Below are 16,799 nucleotides of genomic sequence, written 5' to 3'. Positions count from 1 at the left end.
ACCCCCGCCCCCGACGCCTCGATCCCGGGCCCGGCCGCGGGACAGTCGGCCACGATCCGCATGCCGAAGTTCTCCGGCCGCGTGTACTTCTCCTACGGCCGGAAACTGGTCTTCAGGCTCACCACCGGAGGCCTGGTCCAGCCGGCCGTGCAGAACCCGGCCGACCCCAACCGGAACATCCTGTTCAACTGGTCGGAGTACACGCTCAACGACTCCGGCCTGTGGATCAACAGCACACAGGTCGACATGTTCTCCGCTCCCTACGCGGTGGGAGTGCAGCGAGCCGACGGCAGCACCGCGAGCACCGGCCGGCTCAAGCCCGGCGGATACAACGGCGTCTTCAACGCCCTCAGAGGGCAGCCCGGAGGCTGGGCCAACCTGATCCACACCCGCTCCGACGGCACCGTACTGCGCGCCCTGTCGCCGCTGTACGGCCTGGAGACCGGCGCCCTGCCGGCCGGCGTCATGGACGACTACATCAACCGCGTCTGGCAGAAGTACTCCACCTCGACCCTGACGGTCACCCCGTTCGCCGACCGGCCCGGCACGAAGTACTACGGCCGGGTCTCCGGCGGCGTCATGAACTTCACCGACGGCTCCGGTGCCGTCGTCACCAGCTTCCAGAAGCCGGACGCCTCCTCCGTCTTCGGCTGTCACCGCAGGCTCGACGCCCCGAACGACCAGGTACGCGGGCCGATATCGCGCACCCTGTGTGCCGGCTTCAACCGCTCCACGCTGCTGGTCAACTCCAGTCAGCCCGACTCCGACGCCGCCGACTTCTACAAGGACAACGTCACCAATCACTACGCGCGCAAGATCCATGCGCAGATGGCGGACGGAAAGGCGTACGCCTTCGCCTTCGACGACGTGGGCCACCACGAATCGCTCGTGCACGACGGAAACCCGCGCCAGGCCTACCTCACGCTCGATCCCCTCAACTGAACAATCCGACAGTGCCGCCGGCTCCGCGAACCGGACGCGGTGCCGGCGGCTTTGCCCTTTCCGCCTGCCGGACCGCGCCCAGGCCGATCGGGCGACCACGAAGTTGGCTGTTCATCAGTTTTGAAATCAATTACAACTTTGCCATCTCTTGGTGTAGCTCGACAGGCGATTACGTGAGCCTCATTGGCATCACCCGATGACCGCAACCCCTGCCAGAACAAAGGCCGTTGTGGTCACATCCCCCCACGCACTGGTGAGAGGCACCGACGATGACGATGAACCACGCCCTGCGGTACGGCAGCCGCACGCTCGCGCTGGCGGCGACCGCACTCGGGGTGATCGCGACGGCGGTCCCGGCCGCCGCCGAGGAACAGCCCACCGCGGAACAGATCCTCGCCGACTGCGCTTCCGGAGAAGGCAAGTGCAGCTTCAATGCACCGCAGCTCGGCAAGGCCTACCTCGGTGAGCCCCGCCAGGTCTCCGATCTGCTCTTCAACTGCACCGACTCGCCCGCCTCCCAGTCGATGTCATGGGCCGACACCGTCGGCTCGTCCCACTCGGTGGGCGGCTCCGTCACCGTGGGCGGCGGTATCGAGGGCATCATCACGGCCAGTGTGACCGCGACCTACAACTACACCTGGCAGAGCTCCCGCACGGAGACGAGTTCCTTCACCGTCACCGTGAAGCCGGGAGAAGTGGGCTGGATCTCCCGCGCCCAGGTCATGCAGCAGATATCCGGCACATGGCAGACCCACTACGACGACCGGAAGTGGGACCACTACTACTGGTTCGTGCCCGACACCGTCACCGGGCCGGCCCCGAACGGCACGGACGGCAAGCACAGCGCGGTCGTGGTCAAGTCCCGCAAGATGACGGCCGACGAGAAGAAGCTGTGCGCCGGCGGCTCCACCCAGGACGAGGTCTTCACCCGCAGCCGCTGATCGGTTGGGCCCGGCTCGACAGCCAGGCTCGGTGCCGAACCGGGCCCGTCAGATGGCTCTCGTCCGACGGGGTGCCCGCAGCATCGTCAACTGCTCGCGGCGGCGGTCACCGTGGCGGGATCCACCCCGGTCAGTTCGACGATGCGGTGCGGTGCCACACCGGCGGCCAGCGCTCGTCCGATCAGGCCGTCCCGGCCGCCCGCGCAGTCGCGGTAGGCGAGCAGTTCCTCCTCGACGCGGGCCAGCGGCTCCGGTGCCATCCGGTGGCGGAGGCGGTTCAGCTCCTCCTCGCTCAGCGGGACGGGCAGCCGTTCCGCTCCCTCGGGCACGGCCGCACTTTCCTCCGGCGGCAGCAGACGCAGGTGCGGCGAGGTCGGCGTGCTTCCCTGAGCGTCGAGCCAGGCGCGCACCGCGGGAGTCTCCATGCACGCGAGGTCACCGACGGCCGCCGGAACCACGCCGAGTTGCGCGGACGCGTCGTCGAGCAGGAACAGGTAGGCGTCGTCGGTCATCCTCGGCTCCTTCTCACCAGGGTGCTGATCGACATCCCACTACCCCGCCGGGCCCGGAATACCGCCCGATCACCACCGACAGGGAAGTCCCCCGGATACGCGCGCTCACTCGGGGGGCGGCGGCACGACGCCGAGTCTGGGTGAGGAGGGTGTCGATGTACGAGGCGAGGAACGAGCACGTCCCTGGGCTCGTCGGCCGGCGGCGGGGGGTCCAGTCCATCGTCGTCCTGGCTGAGAGGTGCCGGCACGGGGATCACCGGGCAAGACTGCCACGCCCCCCGCCGCCCGGGGCCGCTTCCCATGGCCGGGGACCCGTGCCGTCCGTCCAGGCCTCCAGCGTCTCCCGGTCCACGTACACGATCCCGCACTGCCCGGCGTACTCCATCGCCGGCGCTGTGAAGTCACTCGTGCTGACCAGCACGGCGATGTCGGCCTCGTGCACGCTGAAGCACGTGCCGCCGAAACGCTGCAGATCCTGTGAGCCGACCCGGTGGGACGCGCCGTACTGCTTGCACTGGATGACGACGCGGCGCCCGTCGGACGTCGCGGCCACGACGTCGGCGCCCAAGTCCCCGGCGCCGCCCACGACGTCGACACCCGAGCAGCCGTCCCGTTCGCAGAGTGCCGCGATCGCTTCCTCGAACTCCTCCGGTGTCAGGGCGTCGTAGTCGACGACGGCCTCGGCGGCCGCCCGCTGACGGGGGACCGCCGGAGCCTCCAACTCCTCGGCCGCCTCCCTGGCCGCCTCGTCGAGTGCTGCGGCGGCCCGGCGTGCCACTCCCGCCACGCGCATCCGGCGCCGTAGGCCCAGACAACCCGCGACACCTGTCACCACCAGGACGAACACCCAGGCAGGACGCTGCTCGACGGTGCTCGCCGCCACGCGGGCGGCCAGGCCCAGGACACTCACGAGCACTGCGAGAAGCACGAAGAACAAAGCCGTCGACCGGAGATCGAACCCGTACCGGCGGCGCCTCACGAACGGAGTGCGCTGTGGAGGCACTGTCACGACATCCCCCCTCCTGTGGGACCAACAGCAAGATCACTCCCACCGTGTTCCCGAGATCACCGGCTTCACCGCCACCAGCGCCCCGCGGTCCACTCCACCGACCCCGTGCGGCGTGTTGACGCCGAGCATCCGTGGCCCGACGCTGTCGCTGCAGCCGGCTCACGGAACGGGCGGCGGGCCGTTTCGGCCGGGCTCCCGACCCCTCGGCAGGCGGCGGCGCCAGGAAAAGTCGCAGCGATCCTGCACGTACGGAAGCGGGGAGATAAGGTCATCCGCATGGGAAACGTGCGTTCGACAGGGCCGACGGGCTTCAGGTAGCCCGCCAGGAGACACCTGGCGGTTGCTGCGATCGGAGTCCCGTGACCCGCACCGCCCACCACCTTCCCGCCTCACGCAGCCGCAGCGCACCCGACCGCTCGCCAGGAGATCCCTGGCGCTCCGTGATCCTCTACGACCTCAGGTACAGCGCGCGCACCCTCACCGATGCCGCACGACAGTCCAGACGGCCCCAACCTCGCAAGGTCCGCCGGACAGTCGCGATCTACTCCTTCCCCCGGCACCAGCGGGACCGCTCGGTGGCCGAGTGGTCAGCGACGGAGGAACGCCGGGCGCGGCAGCGGCTGCGAGCCCAAGTCGGCGCTCTCCTGCGGATGGTGAATTCCACCGCCGGCGAGCTCGCACTCGATGCGGTGGACACGATGGACATCGTGCCGGCGCGTCATCGGCGCGGCTCGCTCTGGCTCGCGTGACCGCCGACCCGCGTCGGAGTCGAAGCAGCCGGTCAGTCGATCAGGACGCCCGGGCCGAGGATGCGATGGGGGTCCAGGGCGTCCTTGGTGATGATTGCGAGCGCACCGACGAGCTGCGCACTCTCACTTGTGATCGCGCAGGAAAGCGGGGATCTCGTCGCGAGTCGGACGGTTCGGCAGTGGTGCCGGCTTGTCCTGAAGGAACGCGGTGATGACGGCGGCGGCACGGTCGTCGTTGTCGTCCAGGCCGTTCCACATGTGGTGTCCGACCCCCGGCATGACGTGCGTCCGCTGGACGGCGGGGTCTTTGGCGAGGATCTCGGTCGCCCATCGGCGGACCTGTGAGGAGCACTCGGCGATCATCAGCATCGCGGGGGTCCGGGACCGCTCAAGGCGCGGCGCGATGGAGGGCGAATCCCTGATCGTCTGCTGGACGCGGAGGCTGGCGGCGGCGCTGAACGAGAAGTTCTGGGCGGTGTCCTCGACGGGGATGCGGTGGGCGTCGCGCGCGCAGTAGGCGGACGCCGTGTCGCTGCCGAGGTCGGCGGCGGTGAAGGCGTTGTCGCCCTCGGCCTGCCCGATCAACCCGGTGTCGGGGGACAGGAGTCCGAGTCGCATGAGACCGAACGCCACGGCGTACCGGGGGAGGTGCGTCGAGCGCGGTCCGGTCATGGTCGGTGCCAGGTTCCGTGCGGACTTCCGGCCCTTGGGTCCCTTGATGCGCGCGGTGGGCCCGTCCATCGGCCCGGGATCGGCGATGACGGCCCGGTGCAGGCGTGCGGCGACGCTCGGCTCCGCCAGGGCTCGGGTCAGCACGACTCCGCCTGAGGAGAACCCGAGAACATCGACTTCGCCCTTGTCCAGGCGGTCCACGAAGGCGCCGAGGTCACGGACCGACCTGGAGATCGAGTACTGGTCCATGGGCAGCAGGTCACTGCGGCCACCGCCGGCCTGTTCGTAGGCGTAGACGTCGTGGCCCCGGCGGGCCAGGAGCTGGAGGAACCGGTGGTCGAGCAACGAAATGCCCCGCACCGGGCCGCCGTTGATGTACACGAGCGGGACGGGGCGCAGGGCGCCGGTGTCCGCGGGCGGGTAGTGATACACCGCGACCCGGCTGCCCGTGGCCAGGCTCCAGTGCTGCGTTGCGACGAACGGCAGGGCGGGTGGGTGCTGCCGTGTCGTCGGCACGGTCGGGACGCAGACCGTCGCCGTCAATGCCGCCGCGACGACCACCGGCAAGAAGGTCAGCAACCGCGCCCGGCGGCTGCGGCGCCGGCCCCGCCATATCGCGAGGGCGGCCCCGACCCCAAGGGCCGTCAGCCATGCGGCCCAGCCCGAGCCTGCCCCGTCGGTGAGGGCGATCAGTGCGACGAAGAGGACGACCAGAGCCGCCACGGCGGCCAAGGCCGGCAATAAGCGCCCCGTGGCGCGGACGAGACGTGGGGCGGACATGGGCACGACGAACCTCCATGGGTTTGATTGATAACGCTGTTTCAAAACGACGTTATCAGAGGAGGTAGGCTGTCGGTCGTGGGTAGGCCGAAAACGAACGACCACGCCGTCGGAGAGCGGCTCGTGGTGTGTGCGACCGAGATGCTCGCCACGCGTCCGCGGGAAGCGGTCACCGTCCGGGCCGTGGCCGCTGCTGCCGAGACGTCGACAACGGCGGTGTACTCCCTGTTCGGTGGCAAGGACGGATTGATCGGCGCGGTGCGTGACAGAGCCGTCGCCGGCCTGTTCCAGGAGGTCTCGGCGGTGCCGGCCTCCGCGGATCCTCTGGCCGACCTTTTCGCGCTGGCCGTCGCCTACCGTCGCTGGGGGCGCGGCCACAGCCACCTGTACACGGTGCTGTTCGGCGGTGTGCAGTCCTTCGACCCGTCGGGCGAGGTCGGTGTCGACGACCCGATCCGCCCGCTCCTCGCGGCGATCGATCGCGCTGTGGCGGAATCCGTGCTCGCCGGCGAAGCGACGTCGATCGCCCTGTCCGTCTGGGCGGCCATGCACGGACTCGTGACGCTCGAACTGGCCGGTGCCCTCGACGCCGCCACCGCGGAGGCCGCGTTCCGGTCGACGATGCACGCCACGCTCCGCGGATGGACGACCCCTGCGGTGTTCACCAGCCTGCGCCGAGCTGAGCCCGCTCCCTGACGGAGCGGACGCGGGCGCGCTCGGGCCCGGACCCCGGTGGCGTTCAGGCGGTGCGGTGGATCAGGACGACGTGGTCGGTGACCTCTGCGGTGCGCCCGTCCGGTCCGGTCACGATACGGCGGGGCGTGTGGGCCCGCTCGACGGTCCATGTCTGCGGGCCGAGGTCGATTCCGGCGGTGACCTCCTGCGGCCCCGAAACCGTCTCGGTGAGGCGGGCGTTGGGCCGGGAACCTCGGCTGCCGACCGGGCCGCGTAGACGCCGTCCCAGAAACGCGAGCGCTTCGGTGGCGCTCATCAGGCCTCCTTGCGTGGGCAGACGCTCAGTCTCGCCACGCGCCCAACGCGCCCAACGCGCCCAACGCGCCCAACGCGCCCTACGCGCGGCACGCGCGGCACGGAATCTTGCCGACACGGCAAGGCCGGTCCTGTGCGGTCGAGGAAACGGCCGTGCCCCCGGCCGGGGGTGTGTCCGGGCCGGGGGCGGCTGCTGGCGGGGGCGTCAGCCGGAGAAGGGGACCGCGTCGGCCGGGTCGGCGTGCCAGTTGGTGGCGACGGGCCGGTCGACCGTCGCGGTCTCGGGGAGCGTGAGGGTGACGGCGTTTGATTCGTCGCCCGCGACGGCAAGGTGGAGGAAATCGAACTGCTTGCCGTGCTCGTCGTTCGTGGTCTTGGGGTTGATGCCGGCGTAGGCGGCGGTGGAGCCGGACAGAGTGACCCTCTCGCTGACAGCGTGCTCGGCCGGCGACACCTCGGTGTCGGCCGCCGAGCCGAAGGAGGCGGAGGGGAAGACGCCCTCCAGGTAGCAGGTCACGCCGGACTTGGCCTTGGCGGTGACGAGGAAGTAGCCGCCCGCCTGCGTCTTCGAGCTGACCTTGTAGGTCAGGTCCTTGGTCACGCAGGCCCGCACGGCGCTGCTTCGGCTGTCGGCCGTGGCCGTGGCGGTCGCGGTGGCGGTGACGGCCACAGCGGCGACCGCGGCCAGGGCGAGGCGGGCGGACGGGGCGGTGAAGCGCGAGCGCATTCGAGATCTCCAGAGTGCGAAGTGGGTTGTCCGGCGAGCCGCTCGGACGACCTCAGCCTGTTCCGCGATGCGTCCCGGCCGCCACGGCAGCCGGTCAATTCGGGACGCCGGAACGCTGGAACGGGTGCTGACCAGGACAAACGCCGGCAGCCTGGAACGGCATGCCGGGACGCGAAGGGACAGTGGCCCCTCAACCGTCCGCGTACCGGGCGGCCATCGCGGCGGCGCGGTCGCGCAGGGAGGTGCGCAACGCCCCCGGAGTGAGGGCTTCCGCGTCCGTGCCGAGCTGCCACAGCGCCCACTCGGCGTGCCGTAGATCCTGGAACGTCACCTCCAGCCGCAGCCGGCCGTCGGTGTCGAGCTCCGCGGTACGGACGGCCACCGCGCTGTTCAGCAGTTCTTCCCGACGCTCCGGGTTCACCCGGACCAGCACGGCGATGTGGCCGCTGGACAGGAACTGTGCACTGCGCTCCCGCCAGATCCGGTCCAGATCGACCCGGTCGGGCCGCTGCGCCGGTTCGGGGAGTTCCTCGGCCGCCAGCACCCGCGAGAGCCGGTAGGTGCGGTCGGCGCCGGATCTCGTGGCCAGCAGGTAGCCCCGGTCGCGCACGGTGACCAGGCCTATCGGGTCCACCGTGCGCCACCGCGGTGACTGGTCCGTGGCCGCGTAGTGGATGCGCAGCTTGTGTCCGGCGAGCACCGCGCGCCGGATCTCGAACATGGTCGCGTCGGGGACCTCCTCGGTGACCACCCGGCGTGAGAGCAGGTCGGTCTCCGGCTCGACGAGAAAACGCCGGGCCGCGTCGCTCGCGGTGGCCTGATGGCCTTCCGGTAGCGCGTCGACCACCTTGCGCATGGCCGAAGCGAGGGCCGAGCCGAGGCCGAACACCTGCTCGCCGCGCCCCGATCCGGCGGTCAGCAGGGCAAGGGCCTCGTCGTGGTTCAGGCCGGTGAGCTCGGTCCGGAAACCGGGCAGCAGCGCGAACCCGCCGTGCCGGCCGCGTTCGGCGTAGACCGGGACGCCGGCCGCGGACAGCGCCTCGATGTCGCGCAGCACCGTGCGGGTGGACACCTCCAGTTCGCGGGCCAGCGTGTCCGCGGTCAGCCGACCGCGCTGACGCAGCAGGAGCACCAGCGAGACCAGCCGATCAGCGCGCATGCGATGACCTTAACGAATACATGACCAAGGGTGTCGTGATTCGTTGGAAGGCTCTTAGCGGCGACGTCGACGACGGTGGCAACCGCGCCGTTGGACGTACGCACTCCCCATGACCCGAATGGAGCGGATGTGGCAGTGGAAAGAACGCCGGTCAACCCGGTGACGTGGTCGGCCGAGATGGGGTTCAACCAGGGTGAGGTCGTCTCCGGGCACACCCGGACCCTGTACTGCTCCGGACAGACCGCGATGAGCGGCGACGGCGAGCCCCGGCACGACGGTGACATGGCCGCGCAGCTGGCGCTCAGCCTCGACAACCTGGAGGCCGTGCTCGGCGAGGCCGGCATGTCCCTCGCGAACCTCGTCCGGCTCAACGTCTACACCACCGACGTCGATCTTCTCTTCCCGCACTACGGCGTGCTGGCGTCGCGGCTGGGCGCCGCCGGGGTGGCACCGCCCACCACGATGCTCGGGGTGGCACGGTTGGCCGTGCCGGGCCAGATGGTGGAACTTGAGGGGACCGCCGTCGCGTGATGCGACCTCGCCGCTTGTGCTGCTCGTGCCGGCCGCACCGGCACGAGCAGTGAGCAGATGGGTGGGCCGATGCTCAAGATGGTGACGATCGGCGTCTACGGCTTCGACCGCGACTCGTTCCTGCGCCGACTGCGGCACGCCGACGTCCGCCGCCTGCTCGACGTACGTCAGCGCCGCGGCGTCCGCGGACCCGAGTACGCCTGGGCGAACTCACTCCGGCTGCAAGCGGCCCTCGCCCACGCCGGGATCGCCTACGAGCATCACCCCGAGCTCGCCCCGACCACCGAACTGCGCCACCTCCAGTACGCCGAGGACGACCGCCAGGGGGTCGGCAAGCGCTCCCGCCGCGAACTCGCCGCCGAGTACACCCGCCGCTACACCGCCGAGATCCTCGACCATGCCGACCTCACACCGATCGTCTCGGCGCTGCTCGACGGCGGCACCGCGGCGCTGTTCTGCGTCGAGCGCGGTCCGGAAGCATGCCACCGCTCGCTGATCGCCAGGCGACTGGCCGAGCGGCACCACGTCACGGTCGAGCACCTGCGCCCGTCGTGAGGCGAGCCGGGTGCCGACGGGGCGGGCTTCATGAGCCCGGCCCGTGCCTGCCCGCGACGTCGACCGGGTGTCAGCCGCCGGTCAGGGTGCGTCCGAGGAGGGGAAGCAGGTCGTCCCAGTGGCGTTGGAGTGCGGAGGGGTCGAAGGCGTCGGTGTCGGACATCGTGAAGCCGTGGACGGTGCCGGGATAGATCTCGGAGATGTAGGTGACACCTGCGGCATCCAGCGCACGGTTGAGCTCGCCGAGAGCCTCGGGCGTCAGGTCGGACTCGGCATGGCCGAGATGGACCTCGGCGGTGAGCCCGGACAGGAGGCGGTGCAGCCCTTCGGGCCCGTCGGCCGCGACGGGCCCGTGGAACCCGGCGACGGCGGCCACCCGGTCGGGGTGGGCCGCGGCGGTGCGCATCGCCAGGAGTCCGCCGATGCAGTAGCCGGTCACCGCGACCGGTCCGGCCCCGACCTCGGGCCGGGTGGTGAGGAACTGGAGGTAGGCCTCGGCGTCACGCAGGACTCGTTCGGTGCTGTGCGCCTCGATCATGGGCATCAGCCGGGCGAAGACCGCGGGCCGGACCTCTTCTCCGATGTGCTCGGGGAGTTCGATCAGCGGTGCCGGGCCGTGCCGGTAGAAGACGTTGGGGACAAGCACGTAGTATCCGTGCCCCGCGAGTTCGCAGGCCATCTCCCGCGGTACGGGCCGGATGCCGAAGCCGTCCGGGTACATCAGCACCCCGGGGTGCCGTTCGCCGTCGTCGGGATGGGCGGCGAAGGCGTCGGCCCGGCCGTCCTCGGTGGGGATCAGCAGTGTCTGGGTGGGCAACATCGTCCTGTCGTGAAAGCACTCAACTAGCGTTAGTCGCACTAACGTTCCTGCCTTGCGAACGTACATCGTCTGTGGGACCGATACAACGGATAGGGTCGGTGCCATGATCAGAGCCGCAGCAGCCGACCTGCCTGATGACGGCGCGCTCAGACGCCCGACTTGCTGCGTCGGCGGGCCGGCCGACTGCTGTCGCACCTGACCACGCGGTCGGACCGGTTGATCACCGACGGGTTGGCCCGGGCCGACGCCCGCAAGTGGCACTACGCCGTGCTCGCCTCGCTGCAGGAGTACGGGCCGGCCGGCCAGGCGGAGCTGAGCGGACGCTCCGGCATCCACCGCAGCGACATGGCCGGGGTGCTGAACGAACTGGCCGGGCGCGACCTCGTCGAGCGGGCGCCGGATCCCGGCGACCGGCGCCGCAACGTCATCACGATCTCCGCCCGGGGCCGCCGCCACCTACGCCGCTGGACGAGGTCCTGGACGACCTCCACGACCAACTCCTCGCACCACTGAGCCGGACCGGACGGGACCGGTTCGTGCAGCTGCTCACTCGCTTGCTGGACCACCACACCCGGGGCTCCTGAGCCGTCTTGAGCCGGTACGCGGCCGGTCTCCCCGAGCGCTCGTCTCCGGAACCGGTGTGCCAGGATGCTCGGCATGTCCGGTCGTGCGCTGAGCTTCGGAGGGGTCGCGGCAGCCTACGAGCGGTTCCGGCCGGGGTACCCCGTGGAACTGTTCGCGATGGTGATGGCGTACGCGGGCCGTCCGGTCCCCACTGCCCTCGAGATCGGTGCCGGGACGGGCAAGGCGACCCGGCTGTTCGCTCGACGGGGGATCGCGGTCACCGCGACCGAGCCCGACGGGTCCATGCTCGCCGAGCTGCGCAAGCACGTGCCGGCGAACGTCGCAACGGTGCGAGCCGCGTTCGAGGACCTGCGGCCGGGGGAGCGGTACGGGCTGGTCTACGCGGCGGCAGCGCTGCACTGGACGAACCCGGAGGGCCGGTGGCCACGCATCGCCGCGCTACTGGAGCCGGGGGGCGTGTTCGCCTCGTTCGGCGGGCCGTTCCGACCGGCCGACGCGGCCGTGCAGGAAGCCGTTAGCGCGGCGAGGGCACCGTTCCTGGAGAGCGACGAGATTCCGTCCCCCGACGGGACCCCACCGGATCATGAGATGCAGTGGCCCGGCAGCGAGCTGCAACGGTCCGAGTGGTTCACCGACGTCCAACAGGCCGTGATCGAGCGGCATGTGACGATGACCGCCCACGACTACGTCGGGCACCTCTCGACCGTCTCGGCCTATCTCGTCCTGCCGGCCTCGGCGCGAGAGCAGGCGTTCAGCCGGATCAGGCAGGTCCTCCCGGACACGGTCGAGATGACCGCCGACCTCACCGTCCATCTCGCGCGTCGGCGCCACGAGGACTGATCACGGCACCACCTTCGGCCTGGCCGCCCCGGGCGCCCGCCCCCTGGGCCGAGTCCGTCGCAGAACCCGGGGGACGGAAGAGCACAGCTGATAGCCTGCGATCTTCGCCGGTCATCCGGTCGGAGTCCCCCCGGCAGGTCGCCATGTCTCGCCACCGGCAACAGCTCGCGACAGCGCTCGACGCCCTCGATCGCGCCTTCGCCTCGGAAGAGCCCTTCCCCGTCACCGGATGCACTCACTGCTACGGCGGCCAGGACCTGGCCGCACTCTCCGGACCGCCCGACTTGATAGCCGACGACCTGCTGTCCGCCGTCGCGGCGGAAGTCCCCAGCCACTGGGACGACTTCCCGCGTCTCTACCGTCGCCTCGCGCCACGCATCGTCCGCTCCGCCGTCACCGGCAGGCTCCATGTCGACGAGAACCTCATCGCATCGCGCCTGGTCGCAGCGGGGTGGACCACCTGGGACGCGCCCCTGACCAGCGCACTTCACGAGGTCTGGGCCGCTTGGTGGCAAGCTGCCCTGCACGCACGTCCCGGTCCCGTCTCCATCAGGGAGATCCTCAGCCTCATCACCGTGGCCACCGGTGCCCTGCGCCCCTGGCTGGACGTCTGGACCGACACCCGCACCGAGACGGCCGACGCGCAACTGGCCGAATTCCTCGACGACGTGCTGGTCGAGTACGAGATCACCGAGCTGCGCATGGGCTTCTACGACGAGTACGACGCCTCCGCCGAGTTGCTGAGCTGGCTCCTGACCGAGGTGCGCGACCGTGTCGACGACGCCCGCCTCGACGAGCCGTACCTCCTCGACGCGATGCGGGAAATCGGCGCGGGCTGATAGGCGGCGCGGATCGGGGTACCTGCGTCGGCATGGCTACCGAAACCGATCACGCCGAATCCGTACGAGCCCTGCGGCAGCTGCGCCGGATGCGCACGTTCTACGCCGGGGGTGCCGCCCTGTGGGCCGTGTCGGCCGTGTCGGCCGGGTGGGACGACCCCGGCAGCAGGCAGATGTGGATTTCGGTGGTGTTCCTGGTGGTCTTCGCCGCGCTGCTGGGCATGACGTCGATCTGGCTGAGGCGTCAGCAGGCCGACCACTCGGACGAGCCCGTGCACCACGCCGCTCCCCGCAGGCCGGCTTGGCGTCGCCACGCCAACGCCTAGGCGTGCTGTCACAGCACAGCACACCTAGGACGGATGGAAGTCGCCCGGCCGGTCGCGGCGGAGTTCTTCGCACCGCTGGGCGTAGGCGTCGAGTGCCTGGTGAATCGTGCAGCCGAACGTCTCGCGGATCGTCGCGATCGCGGCGATGCTCCGGTGCGCCAGGATGTCGTGGTCCACGCTCGCGGGCAGTCGGTCCATGAGCGCGAGGCTACCGGGCGGTCAGTGGAGGGTGGGGCGGTAAAGCAGCTCTTGGACGTGACCGTCGAGCGTCCGGTTCCCGATCAGCTCCAGATCGAAATCCGCCGCGTCCTGGAAGATCCGGTCCAGCCCGGTCCGGCCGGTGATGACGGGGAAGAGCGTCACCTGCAGGCGGTCCACCAGTCCGGCCGCCATCAGCGCGCGGTTCAGCGACAGGCTGCCGTGGGAGCGCAACGGCACCGCGGACTCCTCCTTGAGCCGGGCGACGACCTCGACGGCGTCACCGCTCACGACCGTCGCGTCGGGCCAGTCGAGGGGACCTTCCAACGTCCTCGACACCACCGTTGCCGGCAGGTTCCGCATCCGCGTGACCCATGGGTCGCGCACGTCGGATTCCTCGGTGCTCGAAGCCAGCATCTGTGCGAAGGCCCGGTACGTATTGGCGCCGAAGACCATCCGCTGCTCCTCGTCGTAGAGGGCGAGGCGGTGGTCGAGCAGCTCGGGGCCTTGCTTGCCCCAGTAGCCGGTCCAGTCGGCGCCGGCGGCGCCGTAGCCGTCGAGGCTGGAGAAGACGTCGAAGGTGTAGGTGGCGGCCATGTGGCTCTCCTTGCGTGCGGTTGACCGGCGGGACGGACGGGCGGTCTTCTTGGGATGCGTTTCGGTGACCGTCGCACCCATGGACCCGACGCGCTCCCGAAACTCATCGCTCTGCCCACCACATGTGGCCCACAACCGCTCGAAAGGCGGAGACAGACGGACCTGATCGGGGCATGATTCCCACCGTGCATGGAGGCGGGGGACACGGCGGTCAGGGGCGGTACGTCCTGACGGAGTCGGAGCACGGCCACATCTGGGGGGTCTGTGCCGAGGTGGAGGGACTGTTCAGGGAACCCAGGCGCTCGACCTACGAACTCTTCGGCTGGGTGCCGGACGGTGCGGGGGTGCGTGGCTGGGTCGGATGCCGGGTGTGGCTGGTGCCGGAGGACAGGACGACCGACCCCTGGCTGCTGGAGGACGCGGAGAGCCTCGGTCAGCGATCGCGAACGGATGCTCTGGTGCTCACGGGCGTGGACGACCACATGGGCCCTCCGGAGGGATACCGGGCTCCGGTCCGTCTGCACGACGGGAACCGGTGGCTGGGCTCGTGCCGGGAGTTCACGCGCGTCCTGCCGGAAGAGCAGGCCGCTCCCTCGCTCGTCCTGCGGGGCCTCTCGCCGGGTGACCGGCTGCGGCAGGCACTCGCGAAAGGCACCCGGCGCGCACTGGATTTGGACGAGGCCTGGCTGGAGATCCGGGACGACAGCGGCGAGCCGCTCACCGACCGGCTGCTGCGCCCCAGGATCCGTGAGTGGCGCCCGTCCGCCCACGGGCCGGATCTGATCGACCTGGAACTCGGCGACGAGCTCGACAGACCCGTCCCCGGATACGCCCGTCCCATCTGGGACCGCTGGCTCGTTGGCCCGCCGGAAGCCCCCGGCGCCTGGGCCGGCCTGGATACCCGGCAACGCGAGGCCTGGCTCGAACTCGTCCTCGAACGGGGTTGCCGACTCCAGCACCCGGACGGTCCGGCGGGACAGCTGTACGAGCTGGACGGCCGCCACATCACCGACGAGCCGAGCCTCTACCTGGCACTCGGCGAGGCCGTCAACGGGCCGGGAGGATACTTCGGCGGCTGCGTGGACGCCCTCGCGGACTGCCTCGAGGGCAATTTCGGGTACACCGCCCCCGCAACCCTCCGTTGGCGGGACGTCGCAACCGCGCGCGAGCATCTCTCCCACGCCCTGACCCCAGAGGGCGAACCGTACGACCTGGTCTCTCTGGTGCTCGAAGTCCTGAGCGAGGGCCGGATGCGTGTCACCTTCGCCTGAGTTCGGGTCAGCTCACAACTCACCGGCCCCGTACGGCGGCCCTCCTTGCGCGCTGGCGCCCATGAACAGCCGCGGTTTCCAGCCTAGGCGGACGTGCCGGCGATTCCGTTCGCCGCAACGGGTGTTCCGTCGGTCCGAGCCTCCAGGGCGCGCAGGACGGCCGCCATGTCCTCGCCGCCGTGGCCCCGTTGGACGGTCTCGGTGTAGAGGGCGTGGCACACGTCCAGAAGAGGGGACGCCAGGTCCGCCTTGCGGGCCGCCTCGGCGATGAGGTGATTGTTCTTCAGGACGTCAGCGGCGGCTGCCTGCACCGAGAAGTCACGCTCCAGCAGCTTCGAGGCCTTGGCCCGGGAGACGGCACTGGCCATGGGGCCGGCGTCCAGGACATCCCGGAAGAGACGCTGGTCGAGCCCGTGCCGCTCAGCGAAGTGGAACGCCTCGGCAAGGCCCGTGACGACGGTGATCAGGAACAGGTTCACCGAGAACTTCAGTCGCAGCGCACCAGGGACCGCCCCGCACACGAACGTCTCCCGGCACATCGCGCCGAGCAGGGGCCGCACGGCCGTCACGGCATCGCCGTCGCCCGCCAGCATTCCCACCAGCTCGCCCCGTTCGGCAGGGAGACGGCTGCCGGAGACCGGGGCCTCGACGTAACGCCCGCCCGCTGTCCGGATGTCCTCCTGGAGGGTGCAGGAGTACTCGGCCGAGGTAGTGCCCATGCGGACGACCGTACGACCGGCGACGCGCTGGGTGAAATCCGGCGTACCGCGGCCCAGCACCGCGTCCACGGCCGTCTCGTCGGCCAGCATGAGGAAGACGGTGGACGCCCGGTCGAACACCTCGGCGCTGCTCGCCGCCACCTCGGCGCCGGCGGCGTGCAGCGGTTCGCATCGCCCGGGGGTGCGGTTCCAGACGACGAGCCGTGTCCCGGCACGAGCGAGGTTCAGTGCCATGGGCTGCCCCATGACCCCCAGACCGATGAAACCGACGTACATGACGTACCGCCTCCTCCGGCTCGTCCCGCGGCCGAGCCGCCACCGGCGTCGTCCTCGACTATGACCGCGGTCATAGTAGTCGTGATTATGACCGCGGTCATAGGGTGGTGCCCGGGCAGGACCGCGAGCGAGTTGACGGAGGTCGACGATGGCCAAGGCCGAGCGGGGGCCGCGTGAGCGGATGATCTTCAGTGCGGCGCAGCTCATCCGACGCGACGGAGTCGTCTCCACCGGCATGCGCGAGGTCGCCCTCGAGGCCACCGCGCCACGCGGTTCGCTACAGCACTACTTTCCCGGCGGCAAGGCGCAGTTGGTCGACGAGGCGGTGGGCTGGGCAGGTGACTACGCGGCCGGCCGTGTCGCACGTTTCCTGGCCGCGCTGCCCGAGCCGACACCGAGTGGGCTGTTCGCCTCGATGGTGCGTCAGTGGACCGACGAGTACGAGACCGACGGCTTCGCGGGCGGCTGCCCGGTGGCGGCCGCCATGGTGGACTGCGCGGAGTCGGTCCCCTCCGCGCGGAAGGCGGCATCGGCCGCCTTCACCACCTGGACCGGTGCTGTCGCCCGAGCCCTGACCGGGATGGACGTGCCCGAGGAACGGGCCGGAGCACTCGCCACGCTCATGATCAGCAGCTTGGAGGGAGCGATCCTGCTCGCCCGGGCCGAGCGTGACGTCCGGGCCCTGACCACCGTGGCCCGCGAGCTCGGCCCCGTTCTCGACGAGGCCGTGCGCGAAAAGGGCCGTTGACCGACCGGCTGGG

20 protein-coding genes and 2 pseudogenes are annotated in these 16,799 nt (G+C 70.4%); 12 read left to right on the top strand and 10 right to left on the bottom strand.

Going from position 1 to position 16,799, the window contains the following annotated elements; genetic code table 11:
- Together C1J00_RS08275 and C1J00_RS08270 are read left to right on the top strand one after the other, a co-directional pair.
- Positions 1-942 (top strand): beta-1,3-glucanase family protein (locus C1J00_RS08275; protein ID WP_102908377.1); only part of this gene is annotated, 942 nt, incomplete at its 5' end.
- Between the two features lie 269 nt (positions 943-1,211).
- Positions 1,212-1,883 (top strand): hypothetical protein, encoded by a 672-nt coding sequence (locus C1J00_RS08270; RefSeq protein WP_102908376.1) that lies wholly within the window; start codon positions 1,212-1,214, stop codon positions 1,881-1,883.
- Positions 1,884-1,969: 86 nt separating this feature from the next.
- On the opposite strand, the gene C1J00_RS08265 is transcribed toward C1J00_RS08270, so the two are convergent.
- Positions 1,970-2,395 (bottom strand): DUF6003 family protein, encoded by a 426-nt coding sequence (locus C1J00_RS08265; RefSeq protein ID WP_102908375.1) that lies wholly within the window; start codon positions 2,393-2,395, stop codon positions 1,970-1,972.
- Between the two features lie 253 nt (positions 2,396-2,648).
- Entirely contained in the window at positions 2,649-3,404 is a 756-nt protein-coding gene (locus C1J00_RS08260) for a restriction endonuclease (protein ID WP_102908374.1), read from the bottom strand.
- Between the two features lie 440 nt (positions 3,405-3,844).
- On the opposite strand from C1J00_RS08260, the gene C1J00_RS08255 reads away from it, so the two are divergent.
- Complete coding sequence (locus C1J00_RS08255) at positions 3,845-4,153, top strand: hypothetical protein (protein ID WP_102908373.1); 309 nt, start codon at positions 3,845-3,847, stop codon at positions 4,151-4,153.
- Between the two features lie 123 nt (positions 4,154-4,276).
- Here C1J00_RS08255 and C1J00_RS08250 read toward each other — a convergent pair whose 3' ends face one another.
- The gene (locus C1J00_RS08250; protein ID WP_245936257.1) at positions 4,277-5,548 is read right to left on the bottom strand and encodes an alpha/beta hydrolase; all 1,272 of its coding nucleotides are present in this window, start codon (positions 5,546-5,548) and stop codon (positions 4,277-4,279) included.
- 135 nt (positions 5,549-5,683) lie between these two features.
- On the opposite strand from C1J00_RS08250, the gene C1J00_RS08245 reads away from it, so the two are divergent.
- Complete coding sequence (locus C1J00_RS08245) at positions 5,684-6,301, top strand: TetR-like C-terminal domain-containing protein (protein ID WP_102908371.1); 618 nt, start codon at positions 5,684-5,686, stop codon at positions 6,299-6,301.
- Between the two features lie 43 nt (positions 6,302-6,344).
- Here C1J00_RS08245 and C1J00_RS08240 read toward each other — a convergent pair.
- The 3 genes and pseudogenes from C1J00_RS08240 to C1J00_RS08230 form a co-directional block, all read right to left on the bottom strand.
- A pseudogene (locus tag C1J00_RS08240) lies at positions 6,345-6,491 on the bottom strand (SAM-dependent methyltransferase); the annotation flags it as partial.
- A 309-nt stretch (positions 6,492-6,800) separates the two neighbouring features.
- Positions 6,801-7,322: a DUF4232 domain-containing protein gene (locus tag C1J00_RS08235; RefSeq protein WP_102908370.1), complete on the bottom strand. Its 522-nt coding sequence runs from the start codon at positions 7,320-7,322 to the stop codon at positions 6,801-6,803.
- A 190-nt stretch (positions 7,323-7,512) separates the two neighbouring features.
- Positions 7,513-8,481 (bottom strand): helix-turn-helix transcriptional regulator, encoded by a 969-nt coding sequence (locus C1J00_RS08230; protein WP_102908369.1) that lies wholly within the window; start codon positions 8,479-8,481, stop codon positions 7,513-7,515.
- A 135-nt stretch (positions 8,482-8,616) separates the two neighbouring features.
- On the opposite strand from C1J00_RS08230, the gene C1J00_RS08225 reads away from it, so the two are divergent.
- Positions 8,617-9,012 carry a RidA family protein gene (locus C1J00_RS08225; RefSeq protein ID WP_102908368.1) on the top strand — a complete coding sequence of 132 codons (396 nt, stop codon included), beginning with the start codon at positions 8,617-8,619 and terminating at the stop codon, positions 9,010-9,012.
- A gap of 69 nt (positions 9,013-9,081) precedes the next feature.
- Entirely contained in the window at positions 9,082-9,567 is a 486-nt protein-coding gene (locus C1J00_RS08220) for a DUF488 domain-containing protein (RefSeq protein WP_102908367.1), read from the top strand.
- A gap of 70 nt (positions 9,568-9,637) precedes the next feature.
- Here the strand turns inward: C1J00_RS08220 and C1J00_RS08215 are convergent, their stop codons facing one another.
- A complete protein-coding gene (locus C1J00_RS08215) occupies positions 9,638-10,384 on the bottom strand; it encodes a dienelactone hydrolase family protein (RefSeq protein WP_102908379.1) in 747 nt (248 codons plus the stop codon).
- Positions 10,385-10,490: 106 nt separating this feature from the next.
- Between C1J00_RS08215 and C1J00_RS08210 the strand changes: the two are divergent.
- From C1J00_RS08210 to C1J00_RS08195, 4 genes and pseudogenes are all read left to right on the top strand, one after another.
- Positions 10,491-10,971 (top strand): annotated as a pseudogene (locus C1J00_RS08210) (MarR family winged helix-turn-helix transcriptional regulator).
- Positions 10,972-11,044: 73 nt separating this feature from the next.
- Positions 11,045-11,812 (top strand): class I SAM-dependent methyltransferase, encoded by a 768-nt coding sequence (locus C1J00_RS08205; protein WP_102908378.1) that lies wholly within the window; start codon positions 11,045-11,047, stop codon positions 11,810-11,812.
- 143 nt (positions 11,813-11,955) lie between these two features.
- Positions 11,956-12,651, top strand: coding sequence for a hypothetical protein (locus tag C1J00_RS08200; protein ID WP_102908366.1), 696 nt, complete (start codon positions 11,956-11,958; stop codon positions 12,649-12,651).
- A gap of 32 nt (positions 12,652-12,683) precedes the next feature.
- Entirely contained in the window at positions 12,684-12,977 is a 294-nt protein-coding gene (locus C1J00_RS08195; RefSeq protein WP_102908365.1) for a hypothetical protein, read from the top strand.
- Positions 12,978-13,001: 24 nt separating this feature from the next.
- On the opposite strand, the gene C1J00_RS45130 is transcribed toward C1J00_RS08195, so the two are convergent.
- Positions 13,002-13,175, bottom strand: coding sequence for a hypothetical protein (locus C1J00_RS45130; RefSeq protein WP_180989461.1), 174 nt, complete (start codon positions 13,173-13,175; stop codon positions 13,002-13,004).
- A 21-nt stretch (positions 13,176-13,196) separates the two neighbouring features.
- A complete protein-coding gene (locus C1J00_RS08190) occupies positions 13,197-13,772 on the bottom strand; it encodes a dihydrofolate reductase family protein (RefSeq protein WP_102908364.1) in 576 nt (191 codons plus the stop codon).
- A gap of 173 nt (positions 13,773-13,945) precedes the next feature.
- Here C1J00_RS08190 and C1J00_RS08185 point away from each other — a divergent pair, with 173 nt between their 5' ends.
- Complete coding sequence (locus C1J00_RS08185; protein ID WP_102908363.1) at positions 13,946-15,043, top strand: barstar family protein; 1,098 nt, start codon at positions 13,946-13,948, stop codon at positions 15,041-15,043.
- Between the two features lie 83 nt (positions 15,044-15,126).
- Here the strand turns inward: C1J00_RS08185 and C1J00_RS08180 are convergent, their stop codons facing one another.
- On the bottom strand, positions 15,127-16,038 hold the full coding sequence (locus C1J00_RS08180) for an NAD(P)-dependent oxidoreductase (RefSeq protein ID WP_102908362.1): 912 nt from the start codon (positions 16,036-16,038) through the stop codon (positions 15,127-15,129).
- A 148-nt stretch (positions 16,039-16,186) separates the two neighbouring features.
- Between C1J00_RS08180 and C1J00_RS08175 the strand changes: the two genes are divergently transcribed.
- Positions 16,187-16,786: a TetR/AcrR family transcriptional regulator gene (locus C1J00_RS08175; protein ID WP_102908361.1), complete on the top strand. Its 600-nt coding sequence runs from the start codon at positions 16,187-16,189 to the stop codon at positions 16,784-16,786.
- Positions 16,787-16,799 lie beyond the last annotated feature (13 nt).

Source organism: Streptomyces cahuitamycinicus, from assembly GCF_002891435.1.
GTDB classification, from domain to species: domain Bacteria; phylum Actinomycetota; class Actinomycetes; order Streptomycetales; family Streptomycetaceae; genus Streptomyces; species Streptomyces cahuitamycinicus.
Note: the sequence above shows the minus strand (reverse complement) of the source record. Positions and strands in the feature narration are given on the sequence as shown.

What these genes read in the sequence shown, in the direction of transcription:
- C1J00_RS08270 (WP_102908376.1), top strand. Translation starts at nt 1,212, where the DNA reads ATGACGATGAACCACGCCCTGCGGTACGGCAGCCGCACGCTCGCGCTG.
- C1J00_RS08265 (WP_102908375.1), bottom strand. Translation starts at nt 2,395, where the DNA reads ATGACCGACGACGCCTACCTGTTCCTGCTCGACGACGCGTCCGCGCAA.
- C1J00_RS08235 (WP_102908370.1), bottom strand. Translation starts at nt 7,322, where the DNA reads ATGCGCTCGCGCTTCACCGCCCCGTCCGCCCGCCTCGCCCTGGCCGCG.
- C1J00_RS08230 (WP_102908369.1), bottom strand. Translation starts at nt 8,481, where the DNA reads ATGCGCGCTGATCGGCTGGTCTCGCTGGTGCTCCTGCTGCGTCAGCGC.
- C1J00_RS08220 (WP_102908367.1), top strand. Translation starts at nt 9,082, where the DNA reads ATGCTCAAGATGGTGACGATCGGCGTCTACGGCTTCGACCGCGACTCG.
- C1J00_RS08205 (WP_102908378.1), top strand. Translation starts at nt 11,045, where the DNA reads ATGTCCGGTCGTGCGCTGAGCTTCGGAGGGGTCGCGGCAGCCTACGAG.
- C1J00_RS08200 (WP_102908366.1), top strand. Translation starts at nt 11,956, where the DNA reads ATGTCTCGCCACCGGCAACAGCTCGCGACAGCGCTCGACGCCCTCGAT.
- C1J00_RS08195 (WP_102908365.1), top strand. Translation starts at nt 12,684, where the DNA reads ATGGCTACCGAAACCGATCACGCCGAATCCGTACGAGCCCTGCGGCAG.
- C1J00_RS45130 (WP_180989461.1), bottom strand. Translation starts at nt 13,175, where the DNA reads ATGGACCGACTGCCCGCGAGCGTGGACCACGACATCCTGGCGCACCGG.
- C1J00_RS08190 (WP_102908364.1), bottom strand. Translation starts at nt 13,772, where the DNA reads ATGGCCGCCACCTACACCTTCGACGTCTTCTCCAGCCTCGACGGCTAC.
- C1J00_RS08185 (WP_102908363.1), top strand. Translation starts at nt 13,946, where the DNA reads ATGATTCCCACCGTGCATGGAGGCGGGGGACACGGCGGTCAGGGGCGG.
- C1J00_RS08180 (WP_102908362.1), bottom strand. Translation starts at nt 16,038, where the DNA reads ATGTACGTCGGTTTCATCGGTCTGGGGGTCATGGGGCAGCCCATGGCA.
- C1J00_RS08175 (WP_102908361.1), top strand. Translation starts at nt 16,187, where the DNA reads ATGGCCAAGGCCGAGCGGGGGCCGCGTGAGCGGATGATCTTCAGTGCG.